This window comes from Paraburkholderia sp. BR10141, assembly GCF_056155635.1.
This window is the reverse complement of the sequence record NZ_JBMIQH010000019.1, coordinates 116,445-137,426: the sequence shown is the minus strand read 5'-3', so window position 1 is coordinate 137,426 and position 20,982 is coordinate 116,445. Positions and strand designations below refer to the sequence as shown.

At 66.3% G+C, this 20,982-nt stretch carries 18 protein-coding genes and 1 pseudogene; 6 read left to right on the top strand and 13 right to left on the bottom strand.

Annotated elements, in window-relative coordinates; genetic code table 11:
• Nucleotides 1–2: 2 nt before the first annotated feature.
• Entirely contained in the window at nucleotides 3–497 is a 495-nt protein-coding gene (locus ACOJB8_RS24880; RefSeq protein ID WP_368727224.1) for an NUDIX hydrolase, read from the bottom strand.
• A gap of 294 nt (nucleotides 498–791) precedes the next feature.
• On the opposite strand from ACOJB8_RS24880, the gene ACOJB8_RS24875 reads away from it, so the two are divergent.
• The 3 genes from ACOJB8_RS24875 to ACOJB8_RS24865 are packed head-to-tail and all read left to right on the top strand — an operon-like array spanning nucleotide 792 to nucleotide 3,759.
• Nucleotides 792–1,943 carry a Re/Si-specific NAD(P)(+) transhydrogenase subunit alpha gene (locus ACOJB8_RS24875; RefSeq protein WP_475014831.1) on the top strand — a complete coding sequence of 384 codons (1,152 nt, stop codon included), beginning with the start codon at nucleotides 792–794 and terminating at the stop codon, nucleotides 1,941–1,943.
• Between the two features lie 17 nt (nucleotides 1,944–1,960).
• Complete coding sequence (locus ACOJB8_RS24870) at nucleotides 1,961–2,290, top strand: NAD(P) transhydrogenase subunit alpha part 2 (RefSeq protein ID WP_342947662.1); 330 nt, start codon at nucleotides 1,961–1,963, stop codon at nucleotides 2,288–2,290.
• A gap of 14 nt (nucleotides 2,291–2,304) precedes the next feature.
• Nucleotides 2,305–3,759 (top strand): NAD(P)(+) transhydrogenase (Re/Si-specific) subunit beta, encoded by a 1,455-nt coding sequence (locus ACOJB8_RS24865; protein WP_368605699.1) that lies wholly within the window; start codon nucleotides 2,305–2,307, stop codon nucleotides 3,757–3,759.
• Nucleotides 3,760–3,834: 75 nt separating this feature from the next.
• On the opposite strand, the pseudogene ACOJB8_RS24860 reads toward ACOJB8_RS24865, so the two are convergent.
• From ACOJB8_RS24860 to ACOJB8_RS24830, 7 genes and pseudogenes are all read right to left on the bottom strand, one after another.
• Nucleotides 3,835–4,527 (bottom strand): annotated as a pseudogene (locus ACOJB8_RS24860) (helix-turn-helix transcriptional regulator); the annotation flags it as partial.
• Nucleotides 4,528–4,604: 77 nt separating this feature from the next.
• On the bottom strand, nucleotides 4,605–4,994 hold the full coding sequence (locus ACOJB8_RS24855; protein WP_028201975.1) for a VOC family protein: 390 nt from the start codon (nucleotides 4,992–4,994) through the stop codon (nucleotides 4,605–4,607).
• Between the two features lie 189 nt (nucleotides 4,995–5,183).
• Nucleotides 5,184–6,488, bottom strand: a complete 1,305-nt coding sequence (locus ACOJB8_RS24850; RefSeq protein ID WP_475014829.1) for a THUMP domain-containing class I SAM-dependent RNA methyltransferase — start codon at nucleotides 6,486–6,488, stop codon at nucleotides 5,184–5,186.
• A 236-nt stretch (nucleotides 6,489–6,724) separates the two neighbouring features.
• Nucleotides 6,725–7,432 carry a PqiC family protein gene (locus tag ACOJB8_RS24845; protein WP_475014827.1) on the bottom strand — a complete coding sequence of 236 codons (708 nt, stop codon included), beginning with the start codon at nucleotides 7,430–7,432 and terminating at the stop codon, nucleotides 6,725–6,727.
• Nucleotides 7,429–9,042, bottom strand: a complete 1,614-nt coding sequence (locus ACOJB8_RS24840) for a PqiB family protein (RefSeq protein ID WP_069268458.1) — start codon at nucleotides 9,040–9,042, stop codon at nucleotides 7,429–7,431. Before ACOJB8_RS24840 ends, ACOJB8_RS24845 begins: the two co-directional genes overlap by 4 nt.
• Complete coding sequence (locus tag ACOJB8_RS24835) at nucleotides 9,035–9,697, bottom strand: paraquat-inducible protein A (RefSeq protein WP_475014825.1); 663 nt, start codon at nucleotides 9,695–9,697, stop codon at nucleotides 9,035–9,037. The genes ACOJB8_RS24840 and ACOJB8_RS24835 overlap by 8 nt, the downstream gene beginning before the upstream one ends.
• Nucleotides 9,694–10,503 carry a paraquat-inducible protein A gene (locus ACOJB8_RS24830; protein ID WP_083245607.1) on the bottom strand — a complete coding sequence of 270 codons (810 nt, stop codon included), beginning with the start codon at nucleotides 10,501–10,503 and terminating at the stop codon, nucleotides 9,694–9,696. Before ACOJB8_RS24830 ends, ACOJB8_RS24835 begins: the two co-directional genes overlap by 4 nt.
• A 347-nt stretch (nucleotides 10,504–10,850) precedes the next feature.
• Between ACOJB8_RS24830 and ACOJB8_RS24825 the strand changes: the two genes are divergently transcribed.
• Nucleotides 10,851–11,450, top strand: coding sequence for a YceI family protein (locus ACOJB8_RS24825; RefSeq protein WP_342947666.1), 600 nt, complete (start codon nucleotides 10,851–10,853; stop codon nucleotides 11,448–11,450).
• A gap of 42 nt (nucleotides 11,451–11,492) precedes the next feature.
• Complete coding sequence (locus tag ACOJB8_RS24820; RefSeq protein ID WP_368683851.1) at nucleotides 11,493–12,062, top strand: YceI family protein; 570 nt, start codon at nucleotides 11,493–11,495, stop codon at nucleotides 12,060–12,062.
• Between the two features lie 92 nt (nucleotides 12,063–12,154).
• Here ACOJB8_RS24820 and secF read toward each other — a convergent pair whose 3' ends face one another.
• The 5 genes from secF to queA form a co-directional block, all read right to left on the bottom strand.
• Nucleotides 12,155–13,105, bottom strand: a complete 951-nt coding sequence (gene secF, locus ACOJB8_RS24815) for a protein translocase subunit SecF (RefSeq protein ID WP_069268461.1) — start codon at nucleotides 13,103–13,105, stop codon at nucleotides 12,155–12,157.
• Between the two features lie 15 nt (nucleotides 13,106–13,120).
• Nucleotides 13,121–15,184, bottom strand: a complete 2,064-nt coding sequence (gene secD / locus ACOJB8_RS24810; protein ID WP_069268462.1) for a protein translocase subunit SecD — start codon at nucleotides 15,182–15,184, stop codon at nucleotides 13,121–13,123.
• Nucleotides 15,185–15,351: 167 nt separating this feature from the next.
• The gene (gene yajC, locus ACOJB8_RS24805) at nucleotides 15,352–15,681 is read right to left on the bottom strand and encodes a preprotein translocase subunit YajC (RefSeq protein WP_042262488.1); all 330 of its coding nucleotides are present in this window, start codon (nucleotides 15,679–15,681) and stop codon (nucleotides 15,352–15,354) included.
• A 233-nt stretch (nucleotides 15,682–15,914) separates the two neighbouring features.
• Nucleotides 15,915–17,114 (bottom strand): tRNA guanosine(34) transglycosylase Tgt, encoded by a 1,200-nt coding sequence (gene tgt, locus ACOJB8_RS24800; protein WP_321930635.1) that lies wholly within the window; start codon nucleotides 17,112–17,114, stop codon nucleotides 15,915–15,917.
• 197 nt (nucleotides 17,115–17,311) lie between these two features.
• Nucleotides 17,312–18,385, bottom strand: coding sequence for a tRNA preQ1(34) S-adenosylmethionine ribosyltransferase-isomerase QueA (gene queA / locus ACOJB8_RS24795; RefSeq protein WP_475014821.1), 1,074 nt, complete (start codon nucleotides 18,383–18,385; stop codon nucleotides 17,312–17,314).
• Nucleotides 18,386–18,622: 237 nt separating this feature from the next.
• On the opposite strand from queA, the gene recG reads away from it, so the two are divergent.
• Nucleotides 18,623–20,914 carry an ATP-dependent DNA helicase RecG gene (gene recG, locus ACOJB8_RS24790; protein WP_475014819.1) on the top strand — a complete coding sequence of 764 codons (2,292 nt, stop codon included), beginning with the start codon at nucleotides 18,623–18,625 and terminating at the stop codon, nucleotides 20,912–20,914.
• Nucleotides 20,915–20,982: the final 68 nt, after the last annotated feature.

Genomic DNA, 20,982 nt, shown 5'->3' with positions numbered 1-20,982 from the left:
CCTTAGTTCATCCTGGGTGCTGCCTTCGGTGCCGTCGCGTGCGTCTGGATGAAATCCAGCGGCACGCGCTTGCCGGCGAGGTAATCGTCGACACAGCGCATCACGAGCGGCGTGCGATGGCGCTCGCTTGCCGCGCGCATCTCGTCAACGCTCATCCACACCGTGCGGACGATATCCGGATCGAGCGCACGGTCTTCCGCCTCGGCTGCGACTCTGCCGCAGTACGTGAAGCGCACGTACGTCGCGCCGCTCTCGCCGGGTTTGCCGAAGTGCGTCATGTACACGCCGACCAGCGCTTCGGGCGTGAACGCATGTGCGGTTTCCTCGAGCGTTTCGCGCACTACGGCCTCGTGCAGCGTTTCGCCCGCTTCCAGATGGCCGGCGGGCTGGTTCAGACGCAGTCCAGATGGCGTGTGTTCCTCGACGAGCAGAAAACGCCCGTCGCGCTCGACGATCGCGGCCACGGTGACGTGGGGTGCCCAGGTTTCCTCATTCATGGGCCGGTATTTTACCGGGACGGCGCGAACGCTGCCCGGGGCCGGATCGGGCCCCAGAGGGCACTTGCCCGGATCGGCTGGCACTGCCGACCGTCCGGTCGGACGACACGGCGTGTTGTGTGCATCGCACAAAAACGGGCAATTCCCGCTACAAAGGCGTCGCTGCTTTCGGTTAAAGTGGTGCCGTCGTTTGCCGTTGCAATGGATGCCGGCGCTTGAACGCCGTTTGTCGGCCTCCCTTCGCTCGATTCGAGCCAGAACAGCTAGAACAAGAAGGTCGAGGAGGAAACAACGATGCATATCGGAGTGCCCGCAGAGACGCGGGCGAACGAAACCCGCGTGGCCGCGACGCCGGAGACAGTCAAGAAGTACGTCGCCCAGGGCCACACGGTTACGATCCAGGCCGGCGCCGGCACTGGCGCGAGCTATCCCGACGAGGCCTACACGGCCGTGGGCGCGCAGGTCGCCGATGCGGCCATGGCCTTCGGCGCGGACCTCGTGCTCAAGGTCCAGTCGCCCACCGTCAGCGAATTGCCGTTCATGAAGCGCGGCGCGGTGCTGGTCGGCATGCTCGATCCCTTTAATGCGGAAAACGCCGCGAAACTCGCCGAGGCAGGCGTGACGGCGTTCGCGCTCGAAGCCGCGCCGCGCACCACGCGCGCGCAAAGCCTCGACGTGCTGTCGTCGCAGGCGAACATCGCCGGGTACAAGGCGGTGCTCGTGGCCTCGAACCTCTATCCGCGCTTCATGCCGATGCTCATGACCGCCGCCGGCACCGTGAAAGCCGCGCGCGTACTGATTCTCGGCGCGGGCGTGGCGGGCCTGCAGGCCATCGCCACGGCGCGGCGCCTGGGCGCGGTGATCGAGGCTTCGGACGTGCGCCCGGCCGTCAAGGAGCAGATCGAGTCGCTCGGCGGCAAATTCCTCGACGTACCCTACGAAACCGATGAGGAGCGCGAAGCGGCCGTCGGCGTGGGCGGCTATGCCCGGCCCATGCCGCCGTCGTGGCTCACGCGCCAGTCGGCGCTGGTGCACGAGCGCGCGAAGCAGGCGGACATCATCATCTCGACCGCGCTGATTCCGGGCCGCGACGCGCCGACGCTGCTGCCTTCGGAAACCGTGCAGGCGATGAAGCCGGGGTCGGTGGTGATCGACCTCGCGGCAGGACGCGGTCCCGTTGCCGACGAGGCAAGCGGCCGACGCGGCGGCAACTGCCCGCTCACGGAGGCCGACAAGGTGGTGACGCACCACGGCGTGCAGATCTGCGGCTACACGAACCTCGCCTCGATGGTCGCCGCCGACGCCTCCGCGCTCTACGCGCGCAACCTGCTCGACTTCCTGAAGCTCATCGTCACGAAGGAAGCCACGCTCAACATCGATCTCGCGGACGACATCGTCGCGGCCACGCTGTTGGCCCGCGACGGCCAGGTCACGCGCAAGGCATGACGAGGAGGAGAACAAGAATGGAAGTCATCAACCATACCGTCATCAACCTGATCATCTTCGTGCTGGCCGTGTACGTGGGCTATCACGTGGTCTGGAACGTCACGCCCGCGCTGCATACGCCGCTCATGGCCGTGACCAACGCGATTTCCGCAATCGTGATCGTCGGCGCGATGCTCGCCACGGGCCTGACCGTGGGCGGACCGGGCAAGTTCTTTGGCACCTTCGCCGTGCTGCTCGCGGCCGTGAACGTGTTCGGCGGGTTCCTTGTCACACGGCGAATGCTGGAGATGTTCCGCAAGAAGGAGCCGAAAAAGCTCTCCGCCCCTGGCGGCAAGGAGGGCGCATGATGGGGCTGAACTTCGTGAGTATGAACGTCGTTACGCTGCTTTATCTGGTGGCGTCGGTCTGCTTCATCCAGGCGCTCAAGGGGCTGTCGAATCCGAAGAGCGCGCGCGCCGGCAACGTGTTCGGCATGGTCGGTATGGCCATCGCCATTCTCACGACCCTTGCGCTGATCGTGAAGGAGTCCGCACAGTTCGGCTCGAACCTCGGCCTGGGGCTTGCGCTGTTGTTCGCGGCGCTCGTGGTGGGCGGCGGCCTCGGAGCGTACGTCGCCGCGCGCGTCGAGATGACGAAGATGCCCGAACTCGTCGCGGCCATGCACTCGCTGATCGGTCTGGCGGCGGTGTGCATCGCGTATGCGGTGGTCTCCGAACCGGCCGCGTTCGGACTGGTTGCAGAAGACGCGCCGTATCCGGGCTTCCTGCCGTACGGCAACCGCATCGAACTCTTTATCGGTACGTTCGTCGGTGCGATCACCTTCTCGGGTTCCGTGATCGCCTTCGGCAAGCTCTCCGGGAAGTACAAGTTCCGCCTGTTCCAGGGCGCGCCGGTGGTCTATCCGGGCCAGCATCTGATCAACCTGATGCTCGCGCTCGGCATGATCGGCTTCGGCGTCCTGTTCTTCCTCACGCAGTCGTGGCTGCCGTTCATCATCATGACGCTGATCGCGTTCGCGCTGGGCGTGCTCATCATCATCCCGATCGGCGGCGCGGACATGCCCGTGGTCGTGTCGATGCTGAACTCGTACTCGGGCTGGGCGGCGGCGGGAATCGGCTTTTCGCTGAACAACGCCATGCTGATCATCGCGGGGTCGCTCGTGGGCTCTTCCGGCGCGATCCTCTCGTACATCATGTGCCACGCGATGAACCGCTCGTTCTTCAACGTGCTGCTGGGCGGCTTCGGGGGCGAGGCGGGTGCGGCGGCGGCAGGCGGCGCGCAGGAGCAGCGTCCGGTGAAGTCGGGTTCGGCTGACGACGCCGCGTTCATGCTCGGCAACGCCGAGAGCGTGGTGATCGTCCCCGGTTATGGCCTTGCGGTGGCACGCGCGCAGCATGCGCTGAAAGAACTCACGGACAAACTCGTGGAGAAGGGCGTGGACGTGCGTTACGCGATTCACCCGGTGGCGGGCCGCATGCCGGGCCACATGAACGTGCTGCTCGCGGAAGCCGAGGTGCCGTACGACATGGTGTTCGAAATGGAGGACATCAACAACGAGTTCGGCCAGACCGACGTGGTGCTGGTGCTCGGCGCGAACGACGTGGTGAACCCGGCGGCGAAGAACGATCCGAAGTCGCCGATCGCGGGCATGCCGATCATCGAGGCGTACAAGGCGCGCACGATCATCGTGAACAAGCGCTCGATGGCGGCGGGCTACGCGGGCCTCGACAACGAACTCTTCTACATGGATAAAACCATGATGGTGTTCGGCGACGCGAAGAAGGTGATCGAGGAGATGGTGAAGGCGGTGGAGTAGGCGCGGCTCGCATCAGACCCACGCGAAAGGCGCGCAGCGATGTGCGCCTTTTTCATTTGCGGCTGTGCTGAGCGCTCAGAGCGAAGGCGCATTCACGCGGCGCAGATAGTCGGCGAGGCGCCGCCCGCTTACATCGGGAAACTGCTCGAGCACTTCCACGTTCTCCATGCGCGCGATGTTGAAGTTGCGGAAGTCCTCGCGCATTTCGCACCAGGCGCCCACGGTCCATTGCGCGCCCCAGTACACGAGCCCGAGCGGCCAGATGCGCCGCTGCGTATGCGCGCCGATGCGGTCGCAGTACGCGAAGCGCACGACGAGCCGCGTGTCGACGGCGCGATGCAGCGCGTCGAGCTTGTCCGAAAACGCGTGATCCATGTGATACGCGGGCGCGAACACGGCAAGCCGTTCCAGCACGGCGCGCTTTTCCGCGGGCATCGCGGCGGCGATCTTCGCCAGCGCGCCGCGTGCGCCGCTCGCGAGCGCCGCGCCGCCCCACGATTCGGCCATGCGCGCGCCCACCGCGAGCGCGGTGAGTTCGTCGGCGGTGAAGGTGAGCGGCGGCAGACTCGCGGTGCGCGCGAGACGGTAGCCAATGCCCGCCTCGCCCTCGATCGGCACGCCCGAGAGCTGCAGGTCGCGCACGTCGCGATAAACCGTGCGCGGCGAAACTTCGAGCCATTCTGCGAGCTGCTGCGCCGTGGTGAGACGCCGGCCGCGCAGCAGTTCGGCGATGCGAAAAAGGCGGTCGGCACGGCGGGTCATGGCAGGGCAGTCGCGAAGGCGGGCGCGGTGACTGGGATAAGCACAGATGATAGCGCCGGGCGCGCGTGGCGCCCGGCCGCGGCTTAGCCGAGCTTCGGCGCGTGCAGACCGACGCGGTTGCCTTCGGTATCGATGAAGAAGCCGATATAGCCGTAATTGTTCGGCAACTCCACCGCTGGCCCTTGCTGCTTGCCGCCGGCTTTTTGCACGCGGTCGAGCACGGCGGTGACCGATGGCTGCGCGTTCAGATACACGAGCACGCCCTTCGGGTCGGGCTTGGCGTCATGCGGATTGAACACGATGCAGCCGCCGGTTTCCGTATCGGTGTGAGCGAACAGCGCCATCGGCACGCCGCCGACCACCTCGCGCTGCAGCGCGGTGTCGAAGGCGGTTTCGTAAAAACGGGCGGCACGCTCCAGGTCGTGCGCGGGAATTTCGAACCACGAGATCACACGGGACAGATCGGTAGACACGGTGCAGCTCCTCGAAGACAACGGCGGACGTTGAATGGCGGCAGCCGGGCGGCGGCAGCCTCGCCGGATGGCGTAGAAGCAGTGTGCCAGGGGGCTGCTGACAGCGTGTTGTCAGTAGGTTTGACGCGCCGTGACGGGCGAGTCGAGGCGGCGGGTGGGAAGGCCACCCGCCGTGCGCGTTTGCCAATGTCAGCTGGCGTCGTCGCTGCTGGCGGCGGGGTTCGCTGGACGCTGGCGCACGCTGCCCGCGATCAGGTCGAAGCGGAACAGGCGGCATTCGAGCGCGCCGTTGTAGAGCGGCGTCTTGGCAGCTTCGCGCAGGCGCAGCTGGCCTGGCAGCTTGCGGTCCGACGTGAGGACGAACGCGCGCCAGCCCGTGAAGCGCTGCTTGAGCGCGTCGCCGAGCGCCTGGAAGAATTCGGCGTCGGGCGCCTCGTCCTTGGCGCGGCGAAAGCCTTCGTCGTCGTCGCCGCGCAGCTCGCGCGCCGTAGGGCGTGCCTCGCCGCGCGCGTTGCGCCCGCGCACCTCGATACGTTCGCCGTACGGCGGATTCGCCACGAGAATGCCGGGCGCAGCCGAGGGAGGCGTCATGTTGCGCGCGTCGAGCTGCTTGAGCGTCACGCTGCCAAAGCCCGCGCGCTTGAAGTTCGCACGCGCCTTTTCCAGCATGACATCGGAGATGTCGCTGCCGTAGATCAGCAGATCGCTGGTCTTGCCTTGGGCGAGATTGCGCGCCGTGTTCGCCTCGCTCTTGAGGTGTCGCCACGCGGCCATGTCGGCCTGCTTGAGCGACTCGAAGCCGAAGCGGCGATCGAGTCCCGGCGCGATGTCGAGCGCGACTTGCGCGGCTTCCGCGAGAAAGGTGCCGCTGCCGCACATCGGGTCGTAGAGCGGCGTGCCGGGCGTCCAGCCCGTGAGGCGCAGGATGCCCGCGGCGAGGTTCTCGCGCAGCGGGGCGGCGCCCTTGTCCAGACGCCAGCCGCGCTTGAAGAGCGGCTCGCCCGAGGTGTCGAGATAGAGCGTGCATTCGTTCGCCGTGAGGAAGGCGAAGACGCGCACATCGGGATAGGCGGTATCGACGCTCGGACGCGCACCGGCCTTGTCGCGCATGCGGTCGCAGATCGCGTCCTTCACGCGCAGCGTGGCGAATTCGAGGCTGCGCAGCGGCGACTTGATCGCGGTGATGTCGATGCGGATCGTCTCGTTCGCCGAGAACCACTGCTCCCACTGCTGCTCGCGCGCGAGCGCATAGATGTCCTGTTCGCTGCGGTACGGGCGCTGGGCGATCTTCAGGAGCACGCGGCTCGCAATGCGCGAATGGAGGTTGGCGGCGATGCCGCCGGCCCAGTTGCCGCGGAAATGCACGCCGCCGGGCACCTCGGCGCCGACCTGAAGTGCGCCGGGCGGCAGGCGCCGTTGCGCGGTTTCGGCCAGTTCGGCGGCGAGCGTGGCTTCGAGGCCGCGCGGGCAGGGGGCAAAGAAATCGAAAGACATGAAGGAGGATGGGACGCTGCGGGGAAGGCGCTATTGTACGCGGGTTGCGGGAGCGGCCAGGCGTGCATGCCGCCAGCGCCGCTGGAGACCGCTCGATAGCCGCACCTGGCCGCCATTTGCCTCGTCGCGGACGCCTCCTCCAAGAGCGTGACGTGCGGACCTTTATCGGCTCTGGATCGCCTTTGGGGCGTGGCGATCAGGTGCGCCGCAGACTCGCCTCAGCAAAAAACGCCGCCTCAGCCGCCGGCGGCCGCCATCTGCGGACACGCGATGCTCGCCGCCGTCTTCGCACGCACACCAGCCTTCGTGCCATTCGAGGCCACACTCACGCGCGGCGCGGCCGCGAGCGCGCGCACGCCGCTCGCGATCGACTGCGAGAGCGCCTCGACCGCCTGCCGGTGGCCGATGACGAGCGCGTCGTAGCCGTCGCCCACCTTTTCGTTGAGCACGCTGCGGCAGGTCAGGACCGTTTGCGAGTCGAGCGCGCGCACGCTCCACACGGCGTCGATGAGCGCGTGCGAGCCCGGCCACGATTCGAAGCGCTGCACGTTCACGCTCACGCGATAGACGGGCACGCCCTCGGGATGCGGCGAGCCGTACACGTCGATGGTGCCGAGCTGCTGCGTGAGGTCGCCCGAGAGCGCCCGGCGGATCTCGTCGCCGGGCATCGAGGACCAGCGCTCCTGCTCGAGTACGCGCACCTGGTTGGCGTCGGTTTGCACGACGAACTGTGCCTTTGCGACCTGCGGCGGCACGTCGACAGGCGCCAGTTCGATCAGCCATTGGGCGTTGCCCGCGCTCGGCGCGGCGGCGGCGGTGCGACTCGTGTCGTCGCTCGGGCTGAGCGTGTAGAACCGGCTGGCGGGCGAACTGCAGCCCGCCAGCGCGGCGGCTATGACCAGCGCGCCGAGCGCGGCAAGGGCGGGGACGCGTCGGAACGTCATGGCTTGTCTCCAGATTTGCCGCGCAGCAGCGATTCGGGATGGCGCTCCAGATAATCGGAGAGCGCGTTGAGCGATTGCAGCGTACGCGTGAGTTCCTGCATCGCCTGATGCACGTCGGACTGCAGCGGCGAATCTTGCTGCAGCGTGGACTGCGCGGCGTTGAAGGTCTTCTGCGCCTGGTCGAGCGTGCCTTGCAGCTGCGGCAGGATCTGGTCGTTCACCTTGCCGAACAGCTGGTTGGCGTTCTTGAGCGAGTCGTTCAGGTTGTTGCCGATCTTGTCGAACGGGATCTGATCGAGCTTCTTCGCAATGTCCGCGACCTGCAGCTGCAGTTCTTCGAGCGAGTTCGGCACCGTGGGCAGCTCGAGCGGGTCGTGGTTGAAGTCGACCGTCGCGGGGCCCGCCTTCGGGAAGATGTCGAGCGCGATGTAAAGCTGACCCGTGATCAGGTTGCCGGTGCGCAACTGGCCGCGCAGGCCGCGCGCGACGAGCCGCTTGATCAGTTCCTCGCTTTGCGGCGTATGCGGCGCGGGCGCTTCGCCGCGGATGCGGCGCGACAGGCGCAGCGGATAGAGGTCGATCGTCACTGGCATCGTGAAGTTGTGCTGTTTCGGGTCGTATTCGATCCCGATGTCGGTGACCTGGCCGAGCGCGATGCCGCGGAAATCGACCGCCGCACCCACCGAAAGGCCGCGCAACGACTGGTTGAAGTACATGACCACGCGTTGCGGCGCACCGTCCGGCTCGCGCATTGCCTCAGCCTCGTCGGAGGCCAGCGCGAAGGTGGCGCTGTCGGGCGCCTGGGGGCCCATGGACTGCCCGGGCGGAGCCTGGAACGCGAGGCCGCCCACCACGATCGTGGCGAGGGATTGCGTGTTGACCTTGATGCCGTTCGAATCGAGCTGCACGTTCACGCCGCTCGCGTGCCACCAGCGCGTGTTGGTGCCCACGTACTGGTCGAAGGGCGCGCTCACGAACACCTGCACCGTCACGCCGGTGCCGTCCTTGTCGAGCGAATAGCCCGTCACCTGGCCGACCTGGATGCGCCGGTAGAAGATCGGCGTGCCGATGTCGAGCGAGCCGAGCGTCGCACTGTGCAGGGTATAGCGATGGCCCTTCTCGTCGATGGTCACGGCAGGCGGCGCCTCCAGCCCGACGAAGTCGCTTTGCGACTCCTGCGAGCGGCCCGCGTCCGCGCCGATGTACGAGCCCGACAGCAGCGTGGTGAGGCCCGAAACACCACTAGCGCCCACGCGCGGGCGCACGACCCAGAAGCGGCTGTCCTTCACGGCGAAGCGTTCGGCGTCCTTGGTGAGCTCGACCGTAACGATCACATGTGAAAGGTTGGGCGAGAGCTTGATGGCGCGCACCGAGCCGATGTCCACGTCCTTGTACTTGACCTTGGTCTTGCCGGGCTCGAGTCCTTCGGCGCTCACGAAGCTGATCGTGATGGTCGGGCCGCGCGTGGCGACCGACTTCACGACGAGCGCCACGCCGATCAGCGCCGCGACGATCGGCACGATCCAGACGAGCGAGGGCAGCCAGCGCCGCGGCTTGACGATCTCCGGCTCCGGCAGATTGGGCGGGGTCGGTCCTTTCGGACTATTCATGGGGTTGATCCTGTGTGTGTTGCGCAGGTTTGTGTTTGTCTTCGTCCACCGGATCCCAGATCAAGCGCGGATCGAACTGCATCGAGGCGATCATCGTCAGGATCACGACCGAGCCGAACGCGATCGCGCCGGGGCCCGCCGTGATGACCGCAAGGGACTGGAAGCGTACCAGCGCCACGGTTAGCGTGACAACGAACACGTCGAGCATCGACCAGCGCCCGATGAATTCGACGAGCCGGTAGAGCTTCGTGCGTTCCACGGGCCGCCAGGTCGAGCCGCGCTGCGAGGTGAACGCGAGCAGCGCGAGCACCGAGAGCTTGAGCATCGGCACGAGAATACTGGCGATAAAGACGATCACGGCAAGCGGCCAGTCGCCCGAGGTCCAGAAGTAGACCACGCCGCTCATGATGGTGTCGTCCTCTTCGCCGACGAGCGAGGTCGTATGCATCACGGGCAGCAGGTTCGCGGGGATGTAGAGCAGCGCCGCGGCAATCAGGAGCGCCCACGTACGCATGATGCTGTCCGGGTTGCGCTCGTGCATGGGCGAGCCGCAGCGTGCGCAGCGCACGTGGCCATGCGCGCGCACATTCGCCTGCACGTGCCCGCAGGCGTGGCAGGAGATGTAGCCGGCGTCGCTGGCGGTCTGGTATTTCATCGGGGCCCCTTGGGCAGCGGGCGGCCGCGCGGCGCTGCCGGGTCTTGCGCGCCTGTACCGGGCTCGCGGATCTCGGGCTCGGAGAGCGGGTGCGCCGGTGACGGCGAGGCGGGCGAATGCGGCGTGTGCGGTCCGCCCGAGCCGGCGTCGCCGGCGAGGCCGCCCGGACCCGCACTGCCCCCGCGGGCCGCGCGGGCGGCGTCGCGCAGGCCGTCGGCAATGTCCCAGAGCGTGCGCGCATCGAACGTGACGACCACGGTGAACATCAGCGTGAGCGCGCCGAAGGCGAAGAGCGCGGTTTCGGGAATCACCCGCGCGAGGCTCACCATTTTCACGATGGTGATGAGCACGCCCAGCATGAAGACCTCGAGCATGCCCCAGGGCCGCACGAACTGGATGCAGCGCAGCACGTAGTCGAAGCCCGGTGGAATGAAGCCGCGCCGCACAGGCAGCAGGACGTAAAGCAGCGCTACCATCTCCGTGAGCGGAAAGAGGATGGTTGCGCAGAACACGATCACCGCGATGACCTCCATGTCCTCGTGCCACAGCACCACGAGGGCGCCGAACAGGCTCGACTCCGTAGTGATACCGTTCGCATCGAGCTCGATGATCGGGAACGACTGGGCGATGATGAAGGTGACGAGCGCCGCGAGCGTGATGGCGCAGATGCGGTCGAGCTGGGACGCGGCGCTGCTGTAGAGCGTGGCGCCGCAGCGCGAGCAACGCGCTGACTGGCGGCCGAGCAGCCGCGGTTTGCGGTAGAGCGCGTCGCAATCGTGACACGCGATCAGTTTGTCCTGGGCCATGCGGGCAGGTGTTGCAAAACGACGTGAACGAAGGACGCGCTGCGGCGGCACACAGGCCGAAAGGTGCCGACAGCGCTTCGCGCCATGTTACCAAACGCGCCCGGCGGCGTGCCGGAACGAGCCGCGGGCCCCGCACGGGGCGGCTGCCGGAGCTGCGAACGGGCTGCGAAGTGTGCCACGTTTGTGACGTGAGCGTGTGCGAGCCCGGCGGGGACCCGGCCCTTATCTCCAGATGTTTGCAGTCACCCATTTTGGACTATCTTTCGGGCATGGAGCATGCATGGCTGCGCAAGGTGGCCGCTGCCCATCCACGAAGTCAATGACTACGCAATCAAAGCGAGACGATCATGGAAGCCTTGTCGAGGTGGATTCGTTCTTATCGGTGGCGCCCGGCGGTCGGGGCCGCGGCAGTGTGGGCCGGCGCCGCTGCGGCGCTGCTCGCGGGCGCAGCCGCGCATGCGCAGCTCGACGCGGCGAAGAGTACGATCGTCGCTGTCTCGCGCCAGATGAACGTGCCGGTCCAGGGCAGCTTCACGAAGTTCGACGCGCAGATCGCCTTCGATCCGGCCAAACCCGCGGGCGGCAGCGCGAAGATCACGGTCGACACGGCGAGCTATGATCTGGGCGACCCGACCTACAACGATTCGGTGCACGGGCCCGAATGGTTCGACGCGAAGACGTTCCCGCAGGCAACGTTCGTCTCGACGGCCATCGCGCCGACCGCAACGAACCAGTACAGCGTGAGCGGCAAACTGACGATCAAGGGGCACACGCAGAACGTGGCGGTGCCCGTCGTGCTCACGCAGCAGGGCGGGACGCAGACTTTCGACGGCACGTTGCCGATCCACCGGCTCGCCTTCGACATCGGCACCGGCGAGTGGAAGGACACCTCAATTGTGGCCGACGAAGTGCTCATCAAATTTCACATCGTCGTCGCGCACAAGTAGAGCGACGACCCCGAGGAGGCGCTTTTGAACAAGCTCGTACTGATGGCCGCAGGCTGCGCCGTGTCGCTCGCCGCTCTGATGACGCAAGCCGCGCACGCCGCCGATACTTACCAGCTCGATCCGAATCACACGTTTCCGAGCTTCGAAGCCGACCACTTCGGCGGTCTGTCCACGTGGCGCGGGAAGTTCACGAAGACCACGGGCATGGTCACGCTGGACCGCGCGGCGAAGACGGGCACCGTAGACGTGACGATCGATCCGGCGTCGATCCAGACCGGCAATCCGCAGCTCGACCAGCATCTGGTGGGCGACGACTTTCTCGATGTCGCGAAGTACCCCACGGCCACCTACAAGGGCACGCGCATCGTCTTCAATGGCGATACGCCCAAGGAGGTGATCGGCGACTTCACCCTGCACGGCGTGACGCGGCCGCTCAAGCTCGAGATCGCGTCGTTCAAATGCATGCAGCACCCCGTGCTCAAGCGCGAGGTATGCGGCGTGGAGGCCGAAGCCGCATTCAACCGCGACGACTTCGGCATGGACTCGGGCAAGAAGTACGGCTTCCAGATGAAGACCACGCTGCACATCCAGGCCGAAGGGATCAAGCAGTAGGCAAGCGCGGCGGCGCGGCGAAGACCGTTGCGTTGCGCAGGCACGAAAAAAAAGCCGGTTCGCGAGAACCGGCTTTTTTGCTGGTGCGCCGCTTACACCTGCGCGCCCGCGTTCGGATCGTTCGGATCGAACTTTTCCTTCTTGTCCTTGATGAGGTCTTCGCGCTTCACGCCGAGCCACATGGCAAGCGCCGCGGCAACGAACACCGACGAGTAGATACCGAAGAGAATACCCACCGTCAGCGCCAGGGCGAAGTAGTGCAGCGTCGGGCCGCCGAAGAAGAACATCGAGAGCACCATCATCTGCGTACAGCCGTGGGTGATGATGGTCCGCGACATCGTGCTGGTGATCGCGTGGTTGATGACTTCGGTCACGCTCATCTTGCGCTCGCGCCGGAAGGTCTCGCGAATCCGGTCGAAGATAACGACCGATTCGTTGACCGAGTAGCCGAGCACGGCGAGCACGGCCGCGAGCACCGAGAGCGAGAACTCCCACTGGAAGAACGCGAAGAAGCCCAAAATGATCACGACGTCGTGCAGGTTCGCGATCACGCCGGCCACGGCGTACTTCCATTCGAAGCGGAACGACAGGTAGATGACGATGCCCGCCACCACGCAGGCGAGCGCGAGCAGGCCGTCGGTGGCGAGTTCCTTGCCGACCTGCGGGCCGACGAACTCCACGCGCTGCAGCTGCACCTGCGGCTCAGCCGCCTTGAGCGTGGACATCACCTGGTCGCTCTGCTGCGCGGAGCTCAGGCCCTGCTTGAGCGGCAGGCGGATCAGCACGTCGCGCGAAGTGCCGAAGTTCTGCACCTGGGCGTCGCCGTAGCCGATCTTCGTGAGCGAGTCGCGCAGCGGCTCGAGCGGCACCGCCTGCGGATACTGCACTTCAATGACCGTGCCGCCCGTGAATTCGATCGACAGGTGCAGGCCACGGTGGAAGAGGAAGAACACCGCCGCGATGAAGGTAAGAAGCGAGATCGCGTTGAAGATCAACGCGTGCTTCATGAACGGGATGTCCTTGCGGATGCGGAAAAATTCCATGTTCGTGACTCCGTATCAGCGGGACGAGCCGGTGTTGTTGCCGGAGCCGCCAGTGCCGCCCTGGGCATCGCGGCGGCGTACGACCGGTTTGGCGCGTGCGGCGCCCTTCGCGCCGGCCTTGGCCGGTTCGCGCCGGGCGGCGCCGGTGGTGGCCGCAACGGCGCGGCCCGTGTCCGTGCCGGCATCGGCGCCGGCGAGCGCGGGCGTGCCTTCATCCGGCTCCGGACGCCACACCTGACCCACCGCGAGCGACTTGAGCTTCTTCTTGCCGCCGTACCAGAGGTTCACGAGACCGCGCGAGAAGAACACGGCCGAGAACATCGACGTGAGAATGCCGATACAGTGCACGATCGCGAAGCCCCGCACCGGGCCCGAACCGAACGCGAGCAGCGCGAGACCGGCGATGAGCGTGGTTACGTTCGAGTCGAGAATCGTCGCCCAGGCGTGTGCGTAGCCGTTCTGGATGGCCAGTTGCGGCGGCGCGCCGTTGCGCAGTTCTTCGCGCACGCGCTCGTTGATCAGCACGTTCGCGTCGATCGCCATACCGAGCGCCAGCGCAATAGCCGCGATACCCGGCAGCGTGAGCGTGGCCTGCAGCATGGACAGCACGGCGACGAGCAGCAGCAGGTTCACCGACAGGCCGATCATCGAGATCGCGCCGAACAGCATGTAGTACGCGATCATGAACACGGCGATGGCGGCGAAGCCGTAGATCACCGAGTCGAAGCCCTTGCGGATGTTGTCCGCGCCAAGGCTCGGGCCAACCGTGCGTTCCTCGATGATGTCCATCGGCGCGGCAAGCGAACCTGCGCGCAGCAGCAGTGCGAGGTCGGCGGCGGCCTGCGGCGTGGGCTGGCCCGTGATCTGGAAGCGGTCGCCCAGTTCCGACTGGATGGTCGCCACCGTCAGCACTTCGCCCTTGCCCTTTTCGAACAGCACCATCGCCATCGGCTTGCCGATGTTGTCGCGCGAGACGGCGCGCACCGCGCGGCCGCCCGCCGAATCGAGGCGGATGTTGACCGACGGACGCTGATGCTCGTCGAAGCCCGCCGAGGCGTCGATGATGCGGTCGCCGGTGAAGATCACCTGCTTGCGCAGCAGCACCGGCGCGGCATTGCCTTGCGTGAAGAGCTCGTCGCCCGGCGGCACCGGCGCGTTCACGTCCGGATGCAGGCCCATCGGGTCGGCGAGGCGCGCTTCGAGCGTCGCCGTGCGTCCGATGATGTCCTTCGCCTTGGCGGTGTCCTGCACGCCCGGCAGCTCGACCACGATACGGTCGTCGCCTTGCTGCTGGATCACGGGCTCGGCCACGCCGAGTTCGTTCACGCGGTTGTGCAGCGTCTGGATGTTCTGCTTGAGCGCGGCTTGCTGAACCGCCGTCTTCACGGCCGGCGTGAACGTGCCGACGAGCTGTACGCCGCCTTCGGGGTTGTTCTGCGAGGACCACTGCAGTTCGGTGATGCCGCCCGAGCCCGCGAGAACCTTGCGCGCCTGCTCGGCCGTATCGGCGTCGGCGAAATTGACGACCACCGACTGGTTGACGCGGTTCACGCCGCCGTCGCGGATGTTCTTGTCGCGCAGGAGCGTGCGCACGTCCGAAGCGTCGGAGTCGAGCTTCTTGTTGAGCGCGCCGTTCATGTCGACCTGGAGCAGGAAGTGCACACCGCCGCGCAGGTCGAGGCCGAGGTACATCGGCAGCGCGCGCAGCGACGTGAGCCAGCGCGGCGAGGCGCTCTGCAGGTTCAGGGCGACGATGTACTGCGGGTCGTTCAGGTCGGCGTTCAGCGCCTTGTTCAGCGCGTCTTTCAGGCGCAGCTGCGTGTCCGTGTCGGCGACGCGCACGCGGATGTTCGCGTTCATCGACGAGTTGTCGAACGTCACGTCGGTCGCGCGGATATTGTTCGCGGCGACCGCGGCCTCGACCTGGGCGAGCGTGCCCGAGTCGAGCTTGACGGTGGCTTTACCGCTCGACACCTGGACCGCGGGCGCTTCGCCGAAGAAATTGGGCAATGTGTACACGAAGCCGATGACGAGCGCCACCAGCATCACGACATATTTCCAGAGGGGATAACGGTTCATTGGTTGACCCAACGGGGGAGGGGAATGGCCTTAAGCGCTGCGTGCGCGTCCGGCGTTGCCTTCGGGGCGTACCTGCATTGACGTTTGCCGGTCAGTGGCTGCGAGGGCGGGTCGGATGCGCGAGGCCGTTCTTTCGGAGGCAACGGCCTCGGGGAAACCGTGAAGCTTTACAGCGACTTGATCGTGCCCTTCGGCAGGATGGTCGAGACCGACGACTTCTGCACGGTGATTTCCGTGCCATCGGCGATTTCGACGCCGACGTAGGCTTCGCTGACCTTGGTCACCTTGCCGACGATGCCGCCGCTCGTGATCACTTCGTCGCCCTTGGCCATGGCCGCGAGCATGTTGCGATGTTCCTTCTGACGCTTCATCTGCGGACGGATCATGATGAAGTACAGCACGGCGAACATCAGAATGAGCGGCAGGAAGCTCATGAGGCTCGATTCGGCACCACCTGCTGCACTGCCTTGCGCGAAGGCATTGGAAATGAACGACACGTTGGTCTCTCCGTTTTTTACGATCAAAAAGCGAGCCGGTTATTCTACCACCGGCATTCATCGCGACGATGACGCAAAATTGGCTTTGCGATCAAGTGCTTATCGCGGATCCCGCCCCGACGCGACATGCATGCGCGTGAAAACCGGGGCGGCGCGAGCGGACCGCATGCCTTGTCCGCACCATTGTCGTGAAAGGTTATTGTAATATTCCGCGGGCGGCAGGTAACACCGTCTCAGTCCACGCCGCGTGCGCGCTGCTCGGCGAAGCGCTGGCGGAACGCCGCGAACGTCTTCGTCTCGATCGCCGCGCGCATCTCGCTCATCAGCTCCAGGTAGTAGTGCAGATTGTGGATCGTGTTGAGCTGCGCGCCGAGGATCTCGCCCACGCGGTGCAGGTGGTGCAGGTAGCCGCGCGTGAAGTTGCGGCAGGTGTAGCAGCCGCATTGTTCGTCGAGCGGGCGCAGCGAGTTGCGGTGCACGGCGTTGCGGATCTTGATGTCGCCGAAGCGCGTGAAGATCCAGCCGTTGCGCGCGTTGCGCGTGGGCATCACGCAGTCGAACATGTCGACGCCCGAGGCCACGCCCGCCACCAGGTCCTCCGGGGTGCCGACGCCCATCAGATAGTGCGGCTTGTCGGCAGGCAGCTTCGGCGCGATGTGTTCGAGCACGCGCATCATGTCTTCCTTCGGTTCGCCCACCGAAAGACCGCCGATCGCGTAGCCGTGGAACGGCATCTGCGAGAGGCCGGCGAGCGATTCGTCGCGCAGGTCCTCGAACATGCCGCCCTGCACGATGCCGAAGAGTGCATTCGGATTGCCGAGACGGTTGAACTCGTCGATCGAGCGCTGCGCCCAGCGCATCGACATGCGCATCGAATCCGCGGCTTCCTTGTGCGTGGTGGGCACGCCGTTGGTCGCGTAGGGCGTGCACTCGTCGAACTGCATGACGATGTCGGAGTTCAGCACCTTCTGGATCTGCATCGACACTTCGGGCGAGAGGAACAGCTTGTCGCCGTTCACGGGCGAGGCGAAGCGCACGCCGTCTTCCGAGATCTTGCGCAGGTCGCCGAGTGAGAACACCTGGAAGCCGCCCGAATCCGTGAGGATCGGCCGGTTCCAGCCCATGAAGCGATGCAGGCCGCCGTGCGCCTCGATCGTTTCCAGGCCCGGGCGCAGCCAGAGGTGGAAGGTGTTGCCGAGGATGATCTGCGCCTTCATCTCTTCGAGCTCGCGCGGCTGCGTGGCCTTCACGGTGCCGTACGTGCCCACGGGCATGAAGATCGGCGTTTCGACCACGCCGTGATTGAGCGTGACGCGGCCACGGCGGGCGAGGCCGTCAGTGCCGAGCAATTCGAATTTGAGGCCGTTCTGCGGGCGTTCGCCCAGATACGTGCCGTGTTCGGCGCGTGCGTTGCTTTGATGACCGTCGGTCATGCGGTTGACTCCTGTGCCACCGGAAAATGCTTTGCATGGGACCGGAGTATGCGCTAAAGCGCCAACTCCGGATCGCGTGCTTTGCATGGGACCGGAGTAAGCGCTAAAGCGCCAACTCCGGATCGCAAGTCCGGCGCAGATGGTGAAAGGCCGCCGCGCGTTGGTTGTGTCGCGCGGAGGCTTGGGAAGCGCAAGTGTTACTTGTTGAGCGCGTCGTCGGTTCGGGTCAGCAGCATGGCGTCGCCGTAACTGAAGAAGCGATACCGTTCCGCAATCGCGTGACGATACGCAGCGCGTATCGTTTCGATGCCCGCGAACGCCGAGACGAGCATCAGAAGCGTGGACTTCGGCAGGTGGAAGTTCGTCACGAGCCGATCGACCACACGGAACTTGTAGCCAGGCGTGATGAAGATATCGGTTTCCGCCTGCGTTGCCGCGAGTGCGTGGCCTGCGCGGTCGGCGTCGCGCGCGGCGGCTTCGAGCGCGCGCATCGAGGTCGTGCCCACCGCAATCACGCGGCCGCCGCGCGCCCGCGTGGCCGCGATCTTGTCGACGAGCGATTGCGGCAGTTCGTACCACTCGCTATGCATCTTGTGCTCGGCGATGTTCTCCACGCGCACCGGCTGGAACGTGCCCGCGCCCACGTGCAGCGTGAGCGTGGCGCGCTCCACGCCATGCGCGTCGAGTTGCGCGAGCAGGGCGTCGTCGAAGTGCAGGCCCGCCGTGGGCGCGGCCACCGCGCCCGGATTCTGCGCGAACACCGTTTGATAGCGCGTTTCGTCGCTCGCGTCGGCGTCGTGCGTGATGTAGGGCGGCAGCGGCAGACGCCCGTGCTGCTCGATCAGCGTGAGGCCGTCGTCCGGAAAGTGCAGCGTATAGAACTGATCGACGCGCTCGCCCACCGTCACGTCGAACGCATCGGCGAGGCGCAGCACCGTGCCGGGGCCGGGGCTCTTGCTCGCGCGGATCTGCGCGAGCGCCGTGCGCGCGCCGGTCAGGCGCTCCACGAGCACCTCGATCTTGCCGCCGCTCGCCTTCTGGCCGAAGAAACGCGCCTTCAGCACCTTGGTATCGTTGAAGACGAGCAGGTCGCCCGGCGCGATGCGCGCGGGCAGGTCGGAAAAGCGGCGGTCGGTCAGACGCGCAGGTTGGCCTGGCAACTGCGTCGTGTTATCGACCTCGAGCAGACGGCTCGCGCTGCGCTCGGGCAGGGCGGTCTGCGCGATCAGTTCCTCGGGGAGGTCGAAATCGAAATCGGAAAGCTTGAACATGCGGCCTGAAGTAACGGAAATGCGCCGGAGGCCCGGCGCGCGGCGGCTTCGCGGAGCCGAACCGTCAAGCGGTTGTGCCCCAAAAAGCGGCTGCAATGGCCGTTCGTGCGTGACGAAAGGCTATGATTGCGGGACGTGCGCGATAGCGATGCGCGCGGCGTGCCCGATGGCAGAGGCCGTCGCGCTGCACGCGCCGCGCCATACCGGAAAGCCGATATTGTACTTGCGAAGCTGCCCATGCCCCCATCCGTTAGCCGATTGATGTCCGAAGCCGATACCGCGAGCGAGGCGCCCGACGACGCGCGCAAGCCCGAGGACGGCGAGCGCAAGCGGCAAGCGGACCCGACGCAAGGGGCCGCAGCGCCCGCGCGCAAACGCGCCGCGAAGAAGTCCGCGGACAAGGCCGTGGAAGAAGCCGTAGAAAAAGCCGCGGCCAAAGACAAGCCCAAGCTCACCAAAACCGCCGACCGGCTCGCCAAACTCGGTCTGCGCAGCGACATCGATCTCGTGTTGCATCTGCCGATGCGCTACGAGGACGAAACCACGCTCACGCCCATCGGCGAACTGCTGCCGGGCGGCATCGCGCAAACCGAAGGCGTGGTGTTCGACAACGAGATCGCCTACCGCCCGCGCCGCCAGCTCGTCGTGAAGCTGGAGGATCACAACGGCGACCAGCTTCATTTGCGCTTCCTGAACTTCTACGGCTCGCAGGTCACGCAGATGGCGATCGGCAAGCGTCTGCGCGTGCGCGGCGACGTGCGCGGCGGCTTCTTCGGCATGGAGATGGTGCATCCGGCGGTGAAGGTCGTAGAGGGCGACGCGCCGCTGCCGCAGGCGCTTACGCCGGTATATCCCTCCACGGCGGGCGTGAGCCAGGCGTATCTGCGCAAGGCGATCGACAACGCGCTGTCGCGTGCGCATCTGCCAGAACTGCTACCGGATGCGGTGGCGCAAGAATTCATGGAGCCGCTGAATCTGCCGCCCTTGATGGACGCCGTGAAGACGTTGCACCACCCGCCCGTGAACGCCGACGAGCACGAGCTGATCGACGGCACGCATCCCGCGTGGACGCGCATCAAGTTCGAGGAACTGCTGGCGCAGCAACTGTCGCTCAAGCGTGCGCACGAAGAGCGCCGCACCCGCGCCGCGCCCGCGATGGCTCGCCACGTCGCAGGCCGCAAGAGCGACGAGACGCTGCTCGCGCGGCTGCGCGGCGCGTTGCCGTTCACGCTCACCGGCGCGCAGGAGCGCGTGGTGGCGGAAATCGCGCACGATCTCGAACAGCCGCACCCCATGCAGCGTCTGCTGCAAGGCGACGTGGGCAGCGGCAAGACCGTGGTCGCGGCGCTCGCGGCGGCGCAGGCGATCGACGCCGGCTACCAGGCCGCGCTCATGGCCCCCACCGAAATCCTCGCGGAACAGCACGCGCGCAAGCTGCGCGGCTGGCTCGAGCCGCTCGGCGTGCAGGTGGCGTGGCTCGCGGGCAGCCTCAAGGCGAAGGAAAAGCGCGCGGCGCTCGAAGCCGCGGCGCTCGGCACGGCGCAGCTCGTGATCGGCACACACGCGATCATTCAGGAGGCCGTGGAATTCGCGCGGCTCGGCCTCGTGATCGTCGACGAACAGCATCGCTTCGGCGTCGAGCAGCGGCTCGCGCTGCGTGCCAAGGCGCAGAACGCGAAAGCGCCGGGCGAGACGCATCGCGAGTTCCAGCCGCATCAGCTGATGATGTCGGCCACGCCGATCCCGCGCACGCTCGCCATGACCTACTACGCGGATCTCGACGTCTCCACCATCGACGAGCTGCCGCCCGGCCGCACGCCGATCCTCACGAAGCTCATTTCCGACGCGCGCCGCGAGGAAGTGATCGCGCGCGTGCGCGCAGCGGCGCTCACGGGTCGTCAGGTGTACTGGGTATGTCCACTGATCGAGGAAAGCGAGACGCTGCAGCTGCAAACGGCCGTCGAGACTTACGAAACGCTGGTAGCCGCGCTGCCGGAGCTCACCGTCGGGCTCGTGCACGGCCGCCTCGCTTCCACGGACAAGGCCGCCGTCATGGATGCGTTCTCACGCAACGAGGTGCAGCTGCTCGTGGCGACGACGGTCATCGAAGTGGGCGTGGACGTGCCCAATGCGTCGCTGATGGTGATCGAGCACGCCGAGCGTTTCGGCCTCGCGCAATTGCACCAGTTGCGCGGGCGCGTGGGGCGGGGCAGCGCCGCTTCGGTGTGCGTGCTGCTCTATACCGGGCCGTTGTCGCTCACGGGCCGCGCGCGCCTGCAAACCATGCGCGAGACCACCGACGGCTTCGAGATCGCGCGCAAGGACCTCGAAATCCGCGGCCCCGGCGAATTCCTGGGCGCGCGTCAATCTGGCGCGGCAATGCTGCGCTTCGCGAACCTCGAGACCGACGCATGGCTCATCGAGCCTGCGCGCGGCGCGGCCGATCGGCTGCTGCACGAGTTTCCGCTCGTCGTCACGCAGCATCTGAATCGCTGGCTCGGCGCCCGCGAGCAGTATCTAAAAGCGTGAAAAGTCCAACTGCGAGCCCAACTGCGAGTCCATTGCGCGGAACCTGCGCGCGCCTACGCCGTCTGACC

Excerpts from the sequence above, each read along its gene's own strand:
- ACOJB8_RS24880 (WP_368727224.1), bottom strand. The coding sequence starts at position 497 with ATGAATGAGGAAACCTGGGCACCCCACGTCACCGTGGCCGCGATCGTC.
- ACOJB8_RS24820 (WP_368683851.1), top strand. The coding sequence starts at position 11,493 with ATGGCCGCAGGCTGCGCCGTGTCGCTCGCCGCTCTGATGACGCAAGCC.
- ACOJB8_RS24870 (WP_342947662.1), top strand. The coding sequence starts at position 1,961 with ATGGAAGTCATCAACCATACCGTCATCAACCTGATCATCTTCGTGCTG.
- recG (WP_475014819.1), top strand. The coding sequence starts at position 18,623 with ATGCCCCCATCCGTTAGCCGATTGATGTCCGAAGCCGATACCGCGAGC.
- ACOJB8_RS24840 (WP_069268458.1), bottom strand. The coding sequence starts at position 9,042 with ATGAATAGTCCGAAAGGACCGACCCCGCCCAATCTGCCGGAGCCGGAG.
- queA (WP_475014821.1), bottom strand. The coding sequence starts at position 18,385 with ATGTTCAAGCTTTCCGATTTCGATTTCGACCTCCCCGAGGAACTGATC.
- ACOJB8_RS24845 (WP_475014827.1), bottom strand. The coding sequence starts at position 7,432 with ATGACGTTCCGACGCGTCCCCGCCCTTGCCGCGCTCGGCGCGCTGGTC.
- secF (WP_069268461.1), bottom strand. The coding sequence starts at position 13,105 with ATGGAATTTTTCCGCATCCGCAAGGACATCCCGTTCATGAAGCACGCG.
- ACOJB8_RS24875 (WP_475014831.1), top strand. The coding sequence starts at position 792 with ATGCATATCGGAGTGCCCGCAGAGACGCGGGCGAACGAAACCCGCGTG.
- ACOJB8_RS24830 (WP_083245607.1), bottom strand. The coding sequence starts at position 10,503 with ATGGCCCAGGACAAACTGATCGCGTGTCACGATTGCGACGCGCTCTAC.
- ACOJB8_RS24850 (WP_475014829.1), bottom strand. The coding sequence starts at position 6,488 with ATGTCTTTCGATTTCTTTGCCCCCTGCCCGCGCGGCCTCGAAGCCACG.
- tgt (WP_321930635.1), bottom strand. The coding sequence starts at position 17,114 with ATGACCGACGGTCATCAAAGCAACGCACGCGCCGAACACGGCACGTAT.
- ACOJB8_RS24825 (WP_342947666.1), top strand. The coding sequence starts at position 10,851 with ATGGAAGCCTTGTCGAGGTGGATTCGTTCTTATCGGTGGCGCCCGGCG.
- ACOJB8_RS24835 (WP_475014825.1), bottom strand. The coding sequence starts at position 9,697 with ATGAAATACCAGACCGCCAGCGACGCCGGCTACATCTCCTGCCACGCC.
- secD (WP_069268462.1), bottom strand. The coding sequence starts at position 15,184 with ATGAACCGTTATCCCCTCTGGAAATATGTCGTGATGCTGGTGGCGCTC.